Genomic DNA, 17902 nt, shown 5'->3' with positions numbered 1-17902 from the left:
CAAAGAGAGCGCCTATAATAAATCCGAGTTTCATCTTATTTTTCCTCTGAAAGATTTGGGGCTCCGATACCACGGACTTCTGCCTCGCTAAACAGGGTGATCCGGAATTTATCTTGGTCAGTAGTTATAAGCGCAGGTGTGTTTTTAATCTGAAAGCGTGAGATAATCTGTTCGTTAACTTTAAACACCTTACCGTTAAATTTTTCACGTAAATCATTTAGGTGATCCCATCCATTATCTTTTTGGATACGGGTAAACATTGGCATTACTTTTCCACTACCCAGACGTTGTCGATACTGCTGCTCAGCCCATACCAGCTGGCCCGGATTGAGTGGATCGAAAATTATCATCGTCAGGTTTTGAGGAAATCTCGAAAGTGGATTAATCAACTCACCGGCGGAAGCTATTACACGGCCCTGCTTATCTTTTACGTCCTGAGTGACCCTCACTGTAGGGTCAATTAAAAATTCTTTGTGTTCCTGGGCAGGAGGGAGGTCGACCATCCATTGATTTTTCCATGTGTCAGAAACGGCCCTTTTTTTTGCACCTTCCCAGTCATATTTTTGTGCACGTTCTTCCAGTTCTTTAATGATGCTCTTTTCTTCAACGGGATAAGTGGTACCAGCAACCGGGAAAATATCCTGATCGGGTTTTTTAGCAAGTTCTCGCTGAAAAAACTCAACGTTGAAGGAGCCTACCATTTTTGCAAAACGAGCTTGCTCCCTAGAAATAATTGTCGGTACTTGAGTTACTTGATACTGACTGAAGCTATCAGGATCAATTGTAATCAAAGGAGATTCAAATTTTCCTTTGACAATCATTTGGTTTATTGCTGCCTGTGTCTCTGGTAGCCGAGTAGTTCCTTTCTTTAGACCATTGAAAACTACACGAGCTTTATGCTCTGAGGCCGTACGTAGAAGGTCTTCCAGTACATAATCCGGCAAGCTAAATGAAGCAAAGATCGTTATACCATTTTCAGTTGATAGTGCTTCTTCACGTGTGCTATCCATTTTTCTTTCGAAGTCAGCAGCTGTGATGCCCGAGGAACCAAACAATTTTTCGATATTTTTAGATTGTCCTCGCATGACTTCCGGCTTATTTTCCACAGCTTTCAGAGCCGCTTCATTAAGGCTGGCGTTTTCTTGAATTTCATCACGTCTTCTAATTATATCGTTGACAGCTTCAGAGTTATTACTTTGGGCCCTGATAGCCTGGGTATGGTCTATAACTGCTTGAACACTATCCGCATTCATACCGGGGACGTAACCACGGTTTATTTGCTTGCTCAGGTCCTGGTTTTTTTTGAGTGCTTCAGCTTGCGCTATGTACTTCTGCACATCTGGTGATTTTAGCGTAGCATCAAGGCTAAGAGCCCCATCTGGCTGCTGTGCACCTTTAGCCTGTGCCCCAAGCCCTTTTGCTTGCTGAGCGATTAAGTCAGCATCATGTTGATACTCAGTGCTTGCATTTGTATTACTTAAAACTGCACATAACGCAAGACCAGGAAGTATTGGTAAATATTTTTTATTTACATTAAAAGATCGCATATGTTTTCCCAATTACTGAATTCAGCTTTACTGTTCCCCAAAAACGGGAATCCCATGAGTGATCGGTTTGCCCAATTAGGAAAACTTCGCCTTCAGGAATTATCAATTCTTTTTCAATCAAAATGGACGGAATATTGTATTTCTTTGAAATACGACGTGCATTAGCTTCAAAAAATTTGTCCCCGTTATAAACCCCATCCATTGTTACTTTAAGTTTGTCACCGCCCACACCGGCAACTATTTTTATGACTCGTTCATTTTCTGGGATAAAACGTACCGATTTCGGCATGTTAAATGCTATGAGTTCACCAGTTTTAATACTTTTATCCGAATGATCAATCATATAAAAATCAGCAGGCAGGCACCCATTCAATAAACCGTATCCAAATGTATAACGGGTGAAAAAGACACACATAACGAGAATCAGCAATAAAATATTAAGGGGGACATACCAATCCAGTATAAGCAGCCCTCTCTTTTTAGGTATGTAGTCGCTCATATTTTTCTCACTGGCACTGAAGAATATTTTTACTAAGTAGATGCACCTCTATCCAAGTAACTATTATCCATGTTTTTCAACGCTCGGAAGTCTGCAAACTAACCTAATATTTACCTATAAGAATGTTAATTCCTCAGCATGTATACGCAGCTTTGTTAGCGGCCATGAAAGATGCCTTTGTAGCAAAGTTACTTTCCGACATTAATTTTTCAAAGGTCCAATTATTGGGTATAAAAAAGCCGGGACAAAATGTCCCGGCTTTATATTTAAAAATTAACTACTCACTGCTTGGTATTGATACAGTGTTTTCAGACTTACTTGCCTCTTCGGCCGGTCCGAAAACTGTCACGTGCTGCGTTGCAAAGTCTCCACTATCATCATAAGCAATTACTTTTATGTCCTGCTTACCACGGTTAAGGTTTTTAGAAAGTGTAGCCGTACTACCGAAAACGTTCCTTAATTCGCCGTTGATGAACCATTCATATCTAACCATTTTTCCATCAGTATCATCACATTTATTGGTAAAGCTCCAGCTTAGGTTGGTTTCCGTGTAGCTCAATGTACAATTAGGCACTGCGTTTTTAACGACATCAAACTCAACAGATGCTGAACCTCTCTGTCCAAGTTTACTAACAACATCAATTGTAATCTCGTATTTCTTTTCTTTTAAACCCGAGATCAGTTGAGCCCAATAATTTTTGCCGCTGGGTATTACTTCACCGTTCACCTTGTATGTGACCGTATCTATCGAGTCCGCCGAATGAGATAGCTTGATGTTTGACCTTAAGGTTACATCGAGTGGAGCTCTCATATATTTGTTAGAGAACTTGGGTGTCATCTCAACGTTCATTGGCGTTTGTTCATCGACAACAAAGGTATTTTCGATACGCTGTTCATTGTTTCGGTTATCTTTGAAAACAACCATCAATGTATATTTGCCAGGATTTTCAATTGTAAATTCTTTGGTGTCACCTTCATCTTTAGTGATTACCAGATTCTCTTTGTCGTAGATCCATTCACGGGAATAAGTAACACCAGGATAGTCTCCATCCTTAATACCGCTCAACGCAACGCGTAGGGTGGTCGGTGCCATGTCGTATTTAAGTTTGGAGCTTATTTTCATCTCGGGAAATTTATAAACCCACGATTTGACAGAAACTCTACGGGTAGAAACCGTATTCTCCTTATTGTCCGCTAACCATGCACTGTATTCAAAAGCAGCATATCCCTGTTTATCCAACATTTGCTCAGTAAGGGTAACAGACAGTGAAGAGCCCTTAAATGTCTGGCCATCCGGTGTTTTCCATTCTTCAACTACGTTATTACCATTCTGGTACTTACTGTTAGGGTTCGTGAACTTACCTTCCAAAGTAACTTTTTGACCAACCTCTACCTTTGAAACCCCCGTTACCGAGACAGAAAGGCGCTTGGGTTTTGCGGCTGCCAACCGAGCAGACGTTTCCTTCCATGAAGACTCCTCTGCCAGTTCATCGGAATCAAGGTAACGCATCCGGGCATAAATCGTAGACGGTAGGGTATCAGCTGAAGCCACAGTGTAAGTTGTATCTCCCTGCACCCAGTTGACTTTATCCTCTGACCAGAGAACCTCAGCGGTGCCTGCTGGTATAGGTTCATCGTTATCAAGCAGGGTTACAGGTATATCTGAGCCCTGAAGAATGTCTGTAACATCTATACTGAGCTTAGGCTGCTTGTAGGTAACTACCGTTAAGGCATCTGTGTAGGAAATCTTGGATGTGAATTTATTAGTCATTTTTGCCCTATAAAGCCACTTTCCTACTTCTGTCTTTTTGATACTTACACTTCTCTTTCCGGTCATGTCGGAAAGCATGGTCCAGGTTTGACCATTATCAGAGGACTGCTGCCATTCGGTGGGGGCGAGTGCATCAGAGTTAGCCGTACTGGCAGATTTGAAGCTTACCAGAGTACTAAGTGGGATCCTTCCGATAATAAGGCTTTTCGACAGGTTACCCTCCAGTTCTTCACCTTTATAGATTCGAATGCCTACAGCACTGGTCTCACGTTTCATTTCAAAATCAGAGAATGGCGATCTGACCTTAGCCACACCAACCAGACGCATATTACCCAGATCCATATTTTCAATTTTAATCTTGGTTTCGACAATGCCCGCATCATTGACCGGCAATGCTTCAGTCAGCGCAGTTCTTTCGTACGTAGTTTTATAACGGCCTGTTTCTGGATCTTTGCCGTATACACTTTTTTGAGAGTATATCGTGACGTCCCATTCTCCCATTGTTTTACGGTCAAATGCACTTTTACGTGTGGAGTTGTTATAACGCCCCACTGTTACCTTTAAGGGCACTTCAAGAGATGTGGCTGTTTTTTTGTCATCCACTTCCATCGATGCTCGAATATTGAAATCAGGCACCGTATATACGTTGAGGGTGTCTGTAGTTCTTAATTCTGGATCCTTTGAGTATTCTACAGCTATGTCAAAGACGTTCTTTGTCCACAATGGTGCAGCAGCAACCTTGACCCTTTGTACAAAGGTCGTTGCATCGTTGTTTGAGGAACGATTTTTAAATGACGTTTTGACAGCCTCAGAGCCGTTTTGAGAGACGATCATCGTAACGTCAGCTGGTACCACCTTCGCTAATATTCGAGCGGCCTCCCCCCCGGTCGTATAAGCCAGAGCAGTGTTCGGATTGATGCCTGCTATGACTTTATTCTTTTTGTAAGAGATGATCGGGTTGTATGGTAATTGTGTGGTCAGAGTACGGCGATTCCTTGCGGAAACCGCTTTAGAGCCCTTCCCGTTAATCATATAGACTTGATAGTCGAGCAGATTCTCACCTGTTTTATTAAAGAATCCAGTTAGACCCGGGGTACGTCCTTTAAAATAGAACTCCAACCCATCAGGGACATTGTTCCACTGAGGGTAGCATGCTGTAACATCTGATTTTTCCCCATACCAGGCGAGGTAAGCATTCGCATTTTCCTCTGTGGTAAACAGAGTGCATTTATCACCAGCTGTTTGACTAAGCAGGTCCGTATACTGACGTACGCGCGAGTAAAGAGTTACGTTTTTTTCCAGATTCTTAAGAGTGAATCCAGTAGGTTGATAAGTGAACACGGTACTGAAATTTACGTTTTTTCCATAAAGGTTTTCAGCCACCACAGTAATCTCGTGATCCGAATTAACTGCTAAATCGTCTCCAACCGGCAGGTAGTAAATACCTTTATAATTTGTAGGTGTTAACGAAACTACTTTGTTGTCTATTGTTACTGATTTTATGTCAGCAACCCCAGCCTGCCCCTGGAAAGCTGCAACGATAATCTCGTTCAGGAAGTATACGGGTGCTCGTTTAGTTAATACCTGCCCATCTTTGAGAACCATAAGCGTTGGGTTATCAGACAGCATCAGTTTGCTTTCAGGCTCAGTGTACGTAGAAGAGTTTTTGCTCGTATTTTCTACTGTAAAAGTCGCTGCGTAGGACCCGTTTATAAGATCCGTTAAGTCAAAGATATAGAGGTACTCATCACCGACTTTTTGAGGTCCACTTACCGGCTGTAAAGTTCTACGTAAAGGGGTTGCCCAGGACTGTTTGAAATCAATCTCAGTGCCATCATCTAAAGTCACTTTAGTCGTCGGCTTAAACACGCCATCCGGAGTCATAGTGAGCGACATAGCTGTTGGGAGCCACCATTCACCTTCTGTTTCTTGCTGGGGTACCTTAACGGCCACAGCAACGGTTTTGGCTCCGGTATAGATGTCCTGGCCACCTACTTTGATTGTTTTAGCCTCATCGGTAAAATTCCAAAGTGTATGGTCTACTACAGGAGGCCGATAATCCCAGTTAACAACAAGCTTTTTGGATTCAGGAGGTGCGAAATAATTATTCTTAGAGTTTGCTGTAATTGTGATATCACGTGAACCCAAAAGTTCATCTGTATCACTGGCCTTAATGCTTCCAACTTCAATGGTACAGGAAGTTCCGCCAATAGGTACTTCACAGGCGGAGCCTGAACCTATTGAGATGTATTGAATATAATTGCGGGGTTCAACAGAAACAGCGATATCTTTGATCGCTTCATCCTTTAAATACGATTTGAAAGAAAAGCCGTCATAGACTAATCCGTTCAGGGATGATTTAAGACCGGTGATAGTTGGTTTTACCGGTGCCACACTTTTGATTGAATATTCACCTTTTACTATTTCAACTTTTTTCCGTTCAGAACCAGAGAAGTAAGAAATCTTGTAAGGTAGTTTTAAATCACCGGTGGTGTTGGGAACGCCTGAAAGAGTGAAGCCGTTAGAAGTTAATCCCAAGGTATTGGGTAACCACTCAAAAAAACAAACGAGGTTATCAACAGAGGAAGTCGCTCGATCATCAACCGTTACATTACAGGCTGTGCCTGCACCTGAGGCAGTGATAGTGTTAGAATTAACGTATGCAACAAAGTCGCCCGGCCCCGGGTCAAAGGATACGGCTGGCAAATCAGCCTGTAGCTTTCCTGAAATCATAATCGCTTCAGCATAGACCGCTTTAATCGGAGCAATTAAAGAAAACAACAGGGCTAAACCTAAACCTGATTTTCTCATGACGAATACCTGTTTTTCTGAGCAAAATTAAACTCACTTTACGATGAAAAACAGAAATATCCGTTCGTATAACATTTAAAAAAACCTGTATTTTTCCGTATATTCCGTATGTTAATGCGCTATTTTGAATTCTTGGCTTCAGATAAGCGAAGCGCGGTAATTATAGACTCGGAGCTTACCCAGGGCGTTTTTTGAGCAAGATATCCAAGTATGTAGAGGCCAATTTTAACGCAATCCATTTGTGAGACGGGGACCATGTGCATGAAGGGTTTTAAGCCATCTTTATCGACTGGAACTATCCCTGCGGATAACAACAAACCGCCCCTCTCGTTTGGGGTAACGCTTATATTTTTGTATACGACGTGGCCATGATGTGAGGTTTTCCTCTTATCAATCTTTAAAGTATGCATGATTCTAAGAAATACAGATGCCATCTGCATAACTTCATTCGTCGACAATTTTAGAAGTACAGAACGGTTTGAGCCCCAGTCATAATCTTTTTTTGCGTTCCTTGGAGCGACGTGCAATGTAAGATAATAATTATCAATCTCATTTGAAAAAGGTGAAGGTTTTGATGAGCTAACATCTTCATTGTTCATCTCAATGACAAGGGCTGCATCCTGACCAAATGCTTTAACATTATGGTTTTTAAGAGCGAAGTCTGAAGTTGCCATATAAAAAGTCACTTTTGATAAAACCACATACCGCCTAATGATTCATCATCGGCAAGATGCTTGAAATTTGATAGTGTAAATCCTGTTTTGGTTTCAGAAATCACCAGGCTGTAAGATGCCGTATGTACAAGGCGAGAATTGTTTAGATCAAGATCATCACAAAAACCAGGGCTTTTGACGGGGTCAGCCTTTTCAACAAAAGTTACTTTTGAAGCGATGCCGTTGATCACGATTTTCTCGTTATCAGCAATTTTAATGTTTAAAGAAGGCGAGCTTTTATCACATGGCAGGAAGAGTGATGTCTTTTTAAATGTGTTTCCAGTGAAGTCCAAAAGGTCAGGTTTAACCGGAACATTGTTTAGGATTTTATAAACTCCAGCAAATGCACATAACACAACAAAACCAGATAAAACATATCTAATCTTAGACTTCATCCCCCAGTTCCTCTCCTAAAAGTTTTAACGCGCTTACGCACATAAGCCTCAACTGATACAGTAAGTTATCAGCGGTTATTCCACCAACGAAGGTAACTGTACGTCGTATTGATGCTCCGCCAGGCTCGCACTGGATATGGCCAATACCAGAATCACGGAGGAAGTCATTTTCTGCACTTACAAGGTCTGACTCTACAGGTGGAATGATAACTTCAATGAGTATTGTATCAACTGGGGCCCACTCCCAATCGAACTTAAGAGAGGAAATTGGGGATATAGAAACAAGAAGCTCATCAATATTAAAAATTACGGGTTTTATTCCCATAACCTCAGACTGAATGAAGTGGCTTTCTACCATAACTACCGGAAACTCTGAAATAGTCAGAACTCCGATTAACTGGTCTCGGCGTAAACCATGTATTAGTGAGTTGCGAGATAGCATTCGATCAGCCTTTATTATAATAATCAATCATTTGGGACAAGGACAAAAGGGATTACAGAAACGAAGATTCTACATGAACATCGTTGTCAGTGACCTTAGGTCCATCGGGTATAAGGGTATCAAAAAATCCTTACATAACCATTAAACCACAAAGACTTTTTACGTAAAATAATAATTAAGTACCAGATTTATTAAGATAATTCTTAGGTTTTTTACAAATTTAGGAAAAATCCGCACTTCCTGTAACAGCATCCAAATTAACCTAAAATACCGTTTCATTAACAGTAATTTTACAGATTCAGCTGAAGCCTGAGTTTATTATAACAAAAAAAAGGCCAGCAAGTATGCTGGCTTTCCTGGTAAGACAAGTTGAACTCAGAAGTCGATTGTACTGTCTCTCACCTATCTTGCCAAAGTCGCTAGTCGCTTGTTTGCCTTAGCTTTAGATTTTATGCTTATGGAGGCGGTTTGATTTTCATCCGATACTTTTTCTAGCACTGGCACCACAGAGGAAATGGACTTTTCTTTTGAAATTTTGGATGCACCTGAAGAAAGTGGGCTTTCAGATGGTATAGAGGTATCGCTTCCCTCATTTTCAATCTTCACACCAAAGCAGGCATGTTCCTTTTGTACAAGGAAGGTTTCTTTTACAGAAACAGAATCCTGCTTTGAATTATCTAATTGTAGAGGTGTTAAATACTCCTTAAACTTTTGATCTAAGACATTCTCTAGCAATACATTAATAGGAGGCTTAGGTTCAGTATCTATAGTATTTCCATCATTCAGAAACCTATTAAGATCTGCAAGTGTTAATCTTTCGTTTAAACCATTTATAAAATTTGCCAAGTCAGGAAATAAATTATTTAATACCAACCCGGTACTAATAGCCGACCTAATTAAATCCAGTTGGTCACCCCTATGAGAAAGTTCTGTTTTTTTCAAGAAACTATAAACATAGGGTGCTTTTCTTTCGGATATCCAGAAAGACCGGATCTGAATCCGGTCGTTATCTGCCTTATTTGAGATAGGGTTTTTAGCCATGTTCTAGCTCATTATTCTGAATAAATAGTATCAGCAATTGCCAAAGATAATGCGAACTGCGGATTGTCTACCATGATAACTTTAGCCGTTTCAAAATGTTTACGAATAGCTGTTTCGATGAGATATGAACCTCCCCCAACAAGGAAAACATTATGAGGCCTCTCTTCGACTTGTGTAACCGCTCTGATTACTTTACTTTGCAACTTCTGTACCGCAGAGTTTACCGCATCAAAAACACCGTCACGCTTGTCCTCTGCAACCTTCAAAGCTGATTTATCATGACGATTATCAACAAGATGATGAATGTAAGCATTACTCGTATTCAGTTTCTCAGATTCAAGATACCTGCTGATCTCATCGTAAACAATAGAACAACCAATACGGTCAAAACCTTTTACTTTCGAAATCTGTTCTAATTGCCCAGTAATACTTGCAACATCAAGAGTAGTACCACCAAGATCAATTACCAAACTTGATTCAAATGAAGCAATATCCTCAATTTCATCTGCCCGGGTCACAGCTGGTAAAGATTCAGGGAAAACAGTCACAGACAAAACGTTAAAAGAATAGCGTTTACCGTCAAGATAACGCTCTACTGGTTTCATCAGATTATCTTTTTTTCTCTGAATATTTTCAATATTCGTTTCCCCTAAAGCAGTATAGAACTGGCTAAGTGGTAAAGTAACAAAGAGGTGAACATCCTGAGGAACTAAACCAGAAGCATGAAGTGCATGGTGAACATTTAACCGGCTAATTTCATCGTATTGGTGAGATACATCAGTCGATTCCAGTGAGTTACTAGATTCGCTGTGATGCGAAAACCTTTCCAGCCCATCAATAAGATAGTTAAAAGGATTGAGACCCTCATGGCGAACACGGAAATCTGGAACAAAACTATTTTGTGTAAGCAAGGGAACTAATTCGTTTCTTTCATTAAGACAAACCAGTTTTGCAGCTTTACTTCCATCATCGACAACGATTTTTAAAGCTTCAGTGATATCCTGCACTGATGGTGAAACAGGACTTTCAGATTTTAATAGTTCAGCCATAAAAACTCTCTTTTATTAATAGGACCATATTAGATATTAACTTTATACATTAATGGTGACCTATTATCAACATTAACACTATTAAAAAAATACGTAAGTCTATGTTATTTCAGCATCCTTCCATTTTAAATACCTTACCGTTAAATTTCCTGTATTCATGTATTAACCATGTTTATAAAGGAGCCAATTATAATCAGAAAGTTACTTTGCATCCTAAGTATGAACTGTTTGAGAGCCAGGACTGGGGCCTTTACCTGTAAGTAACAAAGGTCCTTAGGCTTAGAATCCAAAATGACGCCTTTTTGTAAAAAAATCATAGTTCGAAATACCGTATCATCGATGTAAACATACGTAGAGGAATTTATGGCAGCTGAGCACGTCCAAACTATAGACCTTACAAACTTCTCCGGAAGGATTTTCTTTCTGGCAGATCCTCATGGACATTACTCTGCGCTGTGCAACTTGATCCAATCAGTTACAAAGCCAGAAGAAGAGATAGTAATTTTCTCTACTGGAAATTTGTTTGACTATGGGCCGGAACCCATAGAATTGATGAAGGCGATAAACAGTGGCTTTTTCGATGGACGTTTTGTGAGGCATTTCTCAGCTGCCGGAGCCGGAGAAGAAATGTTAAAAAAATTGTTACCATTAAACAAAGACCGGAGAACATTTTACCCCAGCACATACCTCAATGAGAGATGGTGTGTAATGGGCGGAAAGTGGCATAAAGCTGTGAATCGTTACTATTTAGAGGAAGAGGTAAAAAAACTTCTTAATACCCAGCTTGGTACGATGATGCAGATTTTACTAAAAGGCGATATAAAAATTGGGGTTTGCCCTTCTGATTACGCCCCTATCCGCACATCATTCACTGATACTTATAATGCGCTTCAAGCATTCAACTATGCCAATGTGAATATTTTTCAGAGCCAGTTTCTATTCGGTATGGACCATGCCGTAATACCAATGATGATAAATGACGTCAACCTTATGGTCCTAGGTAGGAATCCTGTAAACAGCATTCGAAAAGCCCATGGTCGTACTCAAAACAATCTTCCAGTACTGATCGGTAATTGTTTGCATATAAATACTGGATCACTCTATATGTCAAAATTAGAAGACCAGGTAATAGTTGCTCCGGGTATACCGCAAACTGACTCACCAGCACTTACATTAGTAGAAATAATCATGAAGAACAATCCAGTTTTATTGTGTCATCAGCTAATACAAACAACAAACAAGTTTTATTCACTTAAAACCTATCCTTTAGAACTCGATTCGATTGAAAACAACATTGAGGTAACAAGATGAAGATAAATTTGAAGATTATCTCAATTTCAACATTACTTTTGCATCTTCACGCAGCAGCTGCACCACATCAAGAGAAAGAGCATAGAAAAGATGCTTTTTCTTCTGCCGCACAGAAAAGTGATTCACTTATATCTGCTAAAGCGGAGCTTATAAACGGAAGGTGGTTTATAAATGGTAAATATAGGCCTGTTCTAAAGACCAGCATGACCAAAACCAATTTCTTAGAAATCATGAATGTTTCAAATAAAGAATCACTTTTTATTGTGATACCAAAACTTGAGTATAATATCATTGCCAAAAATAAAATCTTACTAAATGAAAAAATTGCATTAAGCGAAGGCACATCCGGAAAAAGCATTGTTTGGGTCGAGCCAAAATCAAGTCTAACTATATCGTTTATAAATGACCTTGCTAATACGCCCCTTCAGGCTATCGTTTCGATCACAAGAAACAACAAAGATATAATTGCCATCTTTGGACCGGATCAGGGTAAAGGGTTTACTCTTCCCGGAAATACGTCTAATGATCAAGTGTCCGTTCCTGACTATTCTGACCTAAATATAAAAAAACTTAACATACCTCAAAGTGTTGGTAATCCAGTAACCATCAATCCTAAAGAGAAGAATTACCTCTTAGTTGGACAAGGAAAATATGAAATCTTATCTCTTCCTAAATATCAACATTTAGTATTTTCTGAACCCGTTTATATTGAGAAAAGAAAAAATATCCTCGGTGGTTATGGTTATTGGACGAAAGAAACAATTCTCTACCCCGGTGAATCATTATCTTTTATAACGAGCGCCAAAAACAATCTAAGGAAGCGGGATGATTAAAGTTATCACACTTTTATTGTTTGCATTACTGACTGGTTGTCAGTCAGTAGAAAGTAAAATCGAAGAACTCCCGACAGTTGGTTTTGACCCTATTCTATACAATAAAAGTGAGGCCTTTACTGACGGAAAAGTTACTTTACGTGTCGAAAGTTCAGGAACTGATGTTTGGCTTGTCGCCAAGAATGGAACCAGAAGTTTTATTGAGCTTTCAGGCCTAACGCTAGGTGGTAGTCGTTGTGCTTACAATGCCCGTAGTAAGCAACTTTTGCCCCCAGGCAGCGTAAGCACATTCGTAGTTCCTACGGTTGGAATGCTTGGACTTTGCTTCAACAATGAAGATCAACTTATGTTTATTAACCGTGCTTTTAGCAGAATCTCTCCCAAAGCAAAAGGAAAAGATTCGCTTTCGCTTTTATTTTCTGTTAGTTACGATTTTCCCGGAAAAGCGGACCTAATTACTAACCACGATTTTCAAGAGTTATATCTTTTATTTTTGAATGAGGATAATCTATGAAACAAACATTAATTGTTATTTTAATATGTTTTTGTCACACGGCTTTAGCATATCCATACCGTATCTATACTGTCCCGGAAGGGGCATTAGTAAAAAACATACTAACTAATGAATATCTAGGAAAAACCCCTGTGGTTGTGGACGTGAGCAATACCGAAGCTGGTTCTACTTTTGGGATTTCATTATTTAGACATGAAAATGTTGCTATAAAGATTTTTACAGTAATGCCTTCAGCAGAAAATAATTTTGCTGTTTCTGGACCTGACGTTGCAACTATGTCATTGCCGGGAAAAGCACCTTTAAACGTAGTAAATGATGGGAATGGCGCTTCTGTTCATATAGAACTAAGACCTTATATGTCTGAACCTGCGCACACCCCATATTAATATAACAAGAAATTAAAAATATAAATCATATGAACTGCATCATAAAGATGCAGTTCAATATTTATTCTGATACTTTTAATTTTTCTTTTATGAACTCCTCTAGTTCCTTAATAAAACCCGCATTTATCCTATTGAATTCAAAGCGAATTTTTCTACCAGTATTGTTTTTACTGATTCTTGCATACTTATCTTTGTTATCAAAAGTAATAAGATCACTTGTTTCCCATTTTGTGGAATAAGTTTTTTCACAAACACTTTCCACAGATTGTGTGATTTTTTCCATTACAACTTTTTGAGCAACCTGGAGATCTCCAATGTCTAAATCTTTTGTTTCCTCTTTAACATTATCTATTACTTCATCTAAAGGAAATAGATTTTTTTGCACATATTTCTGTAAACGAGACAAGCGACTATAATAGGAGTTCGGGATTCCTTCATAATCCGGGAATAAAGAGATCAATGTTTCGTCAATACGGGCCGCCTGGATTCTTTTGGCTACCGATACATGACTAATCCCAAGATATGCTGCGAGTTCTTCATTAGTAGAAAATCCTTTTTCTTCCATTTTTTTGATAAATTGAAACCCAACTTCTCTATATGAAAATTTTCGAGATGTTTGTGCTGCGGATATAATTGAATTTATATCATCTTCGGTTAGTTCATCCGGAAGAACCCACAGGGGGAGATCCTTTTCTGCCTTTATACAGCAGAAACGTCTGCGACTTCCTTCTATTAATAAATAAACCCCATCTCTTTTTACAGCGATCCCTTCGGTATCGACCCCTCTTTCTTCAATCTGCTTAAGAATATCTCTAACAGAATAATCTGTAAGGGCTTCTTGATTTCGTGGGTTCGCTGGATGGACTAAGGTCTCCTTCTCCACTCTCTGGGCTGGAACAATCACATGTTCCGCTTCAAGTCTCCGGCCCTTATGAAGAGTGAATAACTTTTTTATGCGAGGTGCTGTTTTCAAACCCGCAAGACCTGAACGGTGACCGACTTCTGTCCGCTTTGGTGCGTTTAAATATCGAGATTTATCATTCCCGATATGTTGCTCATCGCTCATGCGTTAACTCCTTGCTTAGCTGAAAAACTTTTTATTTCATTTATAAATTGCTGATATACCTGTAATACAGATTCTTCTGCGATATCAAGCTGCTTTGCGGAACAAAGTTCCTCTGATTTTTTGATATCAAGCACTGTACGCCCTTTGGAAGCAGCTGCCTTAAATGCTTCAGAATTTTTTATGTTAGCGGACATCAAAAGGTCCTGAACAGTTCTGATTAATTTATCCAAAACTATTCTTTCATATGGACTTTTGTCATCTACATTGACAGCAAGAACTTTGAACCATTTTAAATTGTCGCCCTTACTTGGTGATTGTTTAAACCTTTCACTTATTGTAAGCATGAAGTCTGTAGTAGAGGCGTAATCATATTCACGTGGTGACACTGCGACAAGAATCCCATCGGCCGCTTCGTCAGCAGCCCAGATCAAAGGTGAATCTTCAGGTGGAGTGTCTATAATAATCAAATCATAGTTCTGCTTCAGTACCGGTAAGATAACTTCCTTGAAACGTAGTAACAAAGACGTACGTTCTTCTCTAGAACATTGCCAGTATTTATCTTTAAAACGAGCATCTGTCGGAAAAGCCGTTATTACGTCCAAGTTTGGCAGATGCGTTGAAAAAGGCATATTAGTGATGATTTCTTCTTCAGAGAATCCTGAATCTAAATATTTTTTATACTCAGAATTTTCTTCATAAATTCCAAGGATTGCATCAATTGCTGTAAGGAAGACATCATCTTCTGAGACACTTTGAATCATGCTGCTTCCAATCGAACCTTGTGGGTCCCATTCGATCATTAATACACGTGCATTGAGTTGTAGATCTAAAGCAGCTGCTACTGCTAAAGCTACAGATGTAGTGCTTTTCCCTGTACCGCCTTTATGATTCTGAGTAACAATAGCTCTGCTAAAGTAATGATCGCGGTACTTGGGATAACCCAGGGCATCCATTATTTTTTGAACATCCCAGCGGGTGTAAAGATGATTTTTGTTTTGATAAATAGGTGCACCAACAAGTTCTTTTTCTTCTAAGTCCGAAAGTATTTTATTGAACGTTACTCGTGACTTCCCAAAAAAATCAGAGAGATTTTTTTTATTCAAACAGTGGTTATAGATCAGTCTATCAACACCATCAACACTATCATCAGAAACAGATACTCTTGATGAAGCCATCAGAGATTCCTTTAGAGAAATCTGCTCGCTTTTCATGCGCTGACCAACGAGGGCGATCTTTTCAAGTAAATTCATGGTTATGACCTTTTTGCACTGAAAACCGACTTTTACGCATATATGTAAACTTTACGTATAATGCGTCCATTTCCTTGTTATGCGTACAATTCTATCCTTAGTTTCAATCTTAAGCTAATGTTTGTTTACTTTTTTATGATTTTTTGTGAGCTTAACTTGCAGATGTGAGCTCAGACTCTCTAGTCCATACCTAATGCACAACCTGTTTAAACCACGATTCTTGTCTCCTTCTCTACGCTTTGAAGTTAAGAGCTCCATTAATGAATCTTCACGCCTACCCTATTTCTTGCTTAGACCCTAAAATCTATCTCACCGGTGTGCTGATATACGTTTCCTAACTGTGAACCGTTGTCGTCAGTCCAGTCTAAAGATATGAGGTGTTAATCTCTTGAGGAGGCACACTACGAATTATGGGAGCAGAGTTAGCAACCTCACCCCGAACTGAAACCCAACTTAAGGAGGCAACCCCAGTGTGGAGATTAAGGGGGTTAAATCTGCCAGCGGCTGACAGTGTCCCAGCTGCTGCTCAGTCACACCACGCCCTGATTTAATCCCCTGCCCGGTATTGTAATGACCGAAAAAAACCCGTGCACTGGTGTCGGCAGACCGGCATGCATGAATATGACGTTAATCTGTATCAGCAGGCACTTTTCGCATAATGGGAGCAAGTGATAGCAACGCCGCCCAGAACGGAATGCCAACATCAGGACTGAACCCAAGTTTGGCGATTAAGGGGGTTAAATTTGCAAGCGGATGACAGTGCCCCCAGCTGCTGCTCAGTCACACCACGCTTGATTAAATCTCTCGCCAGGTCTTGTTTTGACCGAAAATAGCCCAAGCACTGATGTCGGCAGACCGGCATATAGGAATATGACGTTAATCTGTATCAGCAGGTACATTTCGCATTATGTGAGCAAGTGATAGCAACCCAGCCCGGAACTGAAGGCCAGCATGAGGACAGAACCCCAGTTTGGCGATTAAGGGGGTTAAATCTCACAGCGGCTGACAGTGCCTTCAGATGCTGCTCAGGCATACTACTCTCCCTGATATAATCTCCCATATGTTCTTGAGATCGTCGGAAATCGCCCATGCACCGGTGTCGGCAGACCGGTATGCAGTAATGTGAATTTAATCTGCATCATCAAGCACATTTCGTATTATGGAAGTAAGTGTTAGCAAACCAAAGCCCGCCCAGAACGGAAGGCCACCATCAGAACAGAATCCCAGTTTGGCGATTAAGGGTGTTAAATCTGCAAGCTGCTGACAGTGCCCCAGTTGCTGCTCAGTCACACCACGCCCTGATAAAATCTCCTGCCCGGAAATGTGATGACCGAAAAAAGCCCGTGCACTGGTGTCGGCAGACCGGCACGCAGGAATATGACGTTAATCTGTATCAGGAGGCACATTTCGCATTATGGGAGCAAGCGATAGCAACCCAAGCCCAGAACTGAAGGCCAGCATCAGGACAGAACCCCAGTATGGCGATTAAGGGGGTTAAATCCGCCAGTGGCAATAAGTTCCCGAGCGGTGTTTAAGAAATATTTCCCGAAGGACAATCTTCCGCTCGTACGATGAATATAGTGTTCAACCCGGGAGAAGGATCACTTAACCTGCTTAGCCTAAATCTTACGTCATTCTCTAAACGGAGTTTAAGCTTAATGGTCCTGAGAAAGTTAAAAGGACTACCCATAATGACGGTTTGAGATGGCGAATAAGGGTTTTTTCTGCCAGCGGCTGACATTGCCCCAGCTTCTGCTCAGTCACACCACGCCTGATTAAATCTTCCGCCAGGTCTTGTTATGACCGAAAATTGTCCGTGCACTAGAGTCGTAAGACCTGCATACAGGAATGAGGCGTAAATCTTTATCAGGTGGCAAGGTTCGCATCATGGGAGCAAGGGTCTTGAACTGGAGGTTAACATCATAAAATCCCAGATTGGCGATTAAGGGTGTTAAATCTGACAGCGACTGAAAGTGCCTTCAGATGCTGCTCAGGTATATTACACCCTGAAAAAATCAAGCATCTGTGCTTGCGAATATCGGAAAAGGCCATGCACCGGTGTCGGCAGACCGGCATGGGCAATGAGACGTTAATCTGTATCAGCTGGCGCATTTCGTATCATGGGAACAAGTGTTAGCAACCCTCTCCAGGACGGAAGGACACTATCAGGACTGATCCCAGTTTGGCGATTAAGGGGGTTAAATCTGCCAGCGGCTGACAGTGCCTTCTGATGCTGCTCAGACATACTATGCACAGATATAATCACCCGTCCGT

At 40.5% G+C, this 17902-nt stretch carries 15 protein-coding genes; 4 read left to right on the top strand and 11 right to left on the bottom strand.

Annotated features, from left to right (window positions below; all coding sequences use genetic code 11):
• Positions 1 to 35: 35 nt before the first annotated feature.
• The 8 genes from OGX90_RS00110 to parM all read right to left on the bottom strand — a co-directional run bounded on the left by OGX90_RS00110 (position 36) and on the right by parM (position 10268).
• Positions 36 to 1547 (bottom strand): TrbC family F-type conjugative pilus assembly protein, encoded by a 1512-nt coding sequence (locus OGX90_RS00110; protein WP_047745017.1) that lies wholly within the window; start codon positions 1545 to 1547, stop codon positions 36 to 38.
• Positions 1534 to 2046: an IncHI-type conjugal transfer protein TrhF gene (trhF, locus tag OGX90_RS00105; protein ID WP_001286760.1), complete on the bottom strand. Its 513-nt coding sequence runs from the start codon at positions 2044 to 2046 to the stop codon at positions 1534 to 1536. The genes OGX90_RS00110 and trhF overlap by 14 nt, the downstream gene beginning before the upstream one ends.
• Before the next feature lie 277 nt (positions 2047 to 2323).
• Positions 2324 to 6628, bottom strand: coding sequence for an IncHI-type conjugal transfer protein RSP (gene rsp / locus OGX90_RS00100; RefSeq protein ID WP_001232109.1), 4305 nt, complete (start codon positions 6626 to 6628; stop codon positions 2324 to 2326).
• Positions 6629 to 6747: 119 nt separating this feature from the next.
• Positions 6748 to 7302, bottom strand: coding sequence for a plasmid transfer protein (locus OGX90_RS00095; protein ID WP_000235773.1), 555 nt, complete (start codon positions 7300 to 7302; stop codon positions 6748 to 6750).
• 8 nt (positions 7303 to 7310) lie between these two features.
• Positions 7311 to 7736: a hypothetical protein gene (locus tag OGX90_RS00090; RefSeq protein WP_000836981.1), complete on the bottom strand. Its 426-nt coding sequence runs from the start codon at positions 7734 to 7736 to the stop codon at positions 7311 to 7313.
• Positions 7726 to 8178: a H transfer determinant A gene (hdtA, locus tag OGX90_RS00085; RefSeq protein ID WP_000952689.1), complete on the bottom strand. Its 453-nt coding sequence runs from the start codon at positions 8176 to 8178 to the stop codon at positions 7726 to 7728. Before hdtA ends, OGX90_RS00090 begins: the two co-directional genes overlap by 11 nt.
• A gap of 402 nt (positions 8179 to 8580) precedes the next feature.
• Positions 8581 to 9219: a hypothetical protein gene (locus OGX90_RS00080; RefSeq protein ID WP_001107538.1), complete on the bottom strand. Its 639-nt coding sequence runs from the start codon at positions 9217 to 9219 to the stop codon at positions 8581 to 8583.
• Positions 9220 to 9230: 11 nt separating this feature from the next.
• Positions 9231 to 10268, bottom strand: coding sequence for a plasmid segregation protein ParM domain-containing protein (parM, locus tag OGX90_RS00075; RefSeq protein ID WP_000818954.1), 1038 nt, complete (start codon positions 10266 to 10268; stop codon positions 9231 to 9233).
• Positions 10269 to 10631: 363 nt separating this feature from the next.
• Between parM and OGX90_RS00070 the strand changes: the two genes are divergently transcribed.
• Genes OGX90_RS00070 through OGX90_RS00055 form a run of 4 tightly spaced genes read left to right on the top strand, consistent with a single transcriptional unit; the run spans position 10632 to position 13312 of the window.
• Positions 10632 to 11579, top strand: coding sequence for a metallophosphoesterase (locus OGX90_RS00070; RefSeq protein ID WP_000718595.1), 948 nt, complete (start codon positions 10632 to 10634; stop codon positions 11577 to 11579).
• A complete protein-coding gene (locus OGX90_RS00065) occupies positions 11576 to 12412 on the top strand; it encodes a hypothetical protein (RefSeq protein ID WP_047745018.1) in 837 nt (278 codons plus the stop codon). Before OGX90_RS00070 ends, OGX90_RS00065 begins: the two co-directional genes overlap by 4 nt.
• A complete protein-coding gene (locus OGX90_RS00060) occupies positions 12405 to 12926 on the top strand; it encodes a hypothetical protein (RefSeq protein ID WP_000598517.1) in 522 nt (173 codons plus the stop codon). The genes OGX90_RS00065 and OGX90_RS00060 overlap by 8 nt, the downstream gene beginning before the upstream one ends.
• Positions 12923 to 13312, top strand: a complete 390-nt coding sequence (locus OGX90_RS00055) for a hypothetical protein (RefSeq protein ID WP_000815011.1) — start codon at positions 12923 to 12925, stop codon at positions 13310 to 13312. The genes OGX90_RS00060 and OGX90_RS00055 overlap by 4 nt, the downstream gene beginning before the upstream one ends.
• Positions 13313 to 13373: 61 nt before the next feature.
• Here OGX90_RS00055 and OGX90_RS00050 read toward each other — a convergent pair whose 3' ends face one another.
• The 3 genes from OGX90_RS00050 to OGX90_RS00040 form a co-directional block, all read right to left on the bottom strand.
• On the bottom strand, positions 13374 to 14378 hold the full coding sequence (locus OGX90_RS00050) for a ParB family protein (RefSeq protein ID WP_001278838.1): 1005 nt from the start codon (positions 14376 to 14378) through the stop codon (positions 13374 to 13376).
• A complete protein-coding gene (locus OGX90_RS00045; RefSeq protein WP_286622885.1) occupies positions 14375 to 15628 on the bottom strand; it encodes a ParA family protein in 1254 nt (417 codons plus the stop codon). Before OGX90_RS00045 ends, OGX90_RS00050 begins: the two co-directional genes overlap by 4 nt.
• A 1128-nt stretch (positions 15629 to 16756) precedes the next feature.
• The gene (locus OGX90_RS00040) at positions 16757 to 16918 is read right to left on the bottom strand and encodes a hypothetical protein (RefSeq protein ID WP_286622884.1); all 162 of its coding nucleotides are present in this window, start codon (positions 16916 to 16918) and stop codon (positions 16757 to 16759) included.
• Positions 16919 to 17902 lie beyond the last annotated feature (984 nt).

Source organism: Citrobacter sp. Cpo012 (assembly GCF_030333015.1).
Taxonomy (GTDB): Bacteria; Pseudomonadota; Gammaproteobacteria; order Enterobacterales; family Enterobacteriaceae; genus Citrobacter; species Citrobacter portucalensis.
This window is presented reverse-complemented; position numbering and strand designations above follow the sequence as displayed.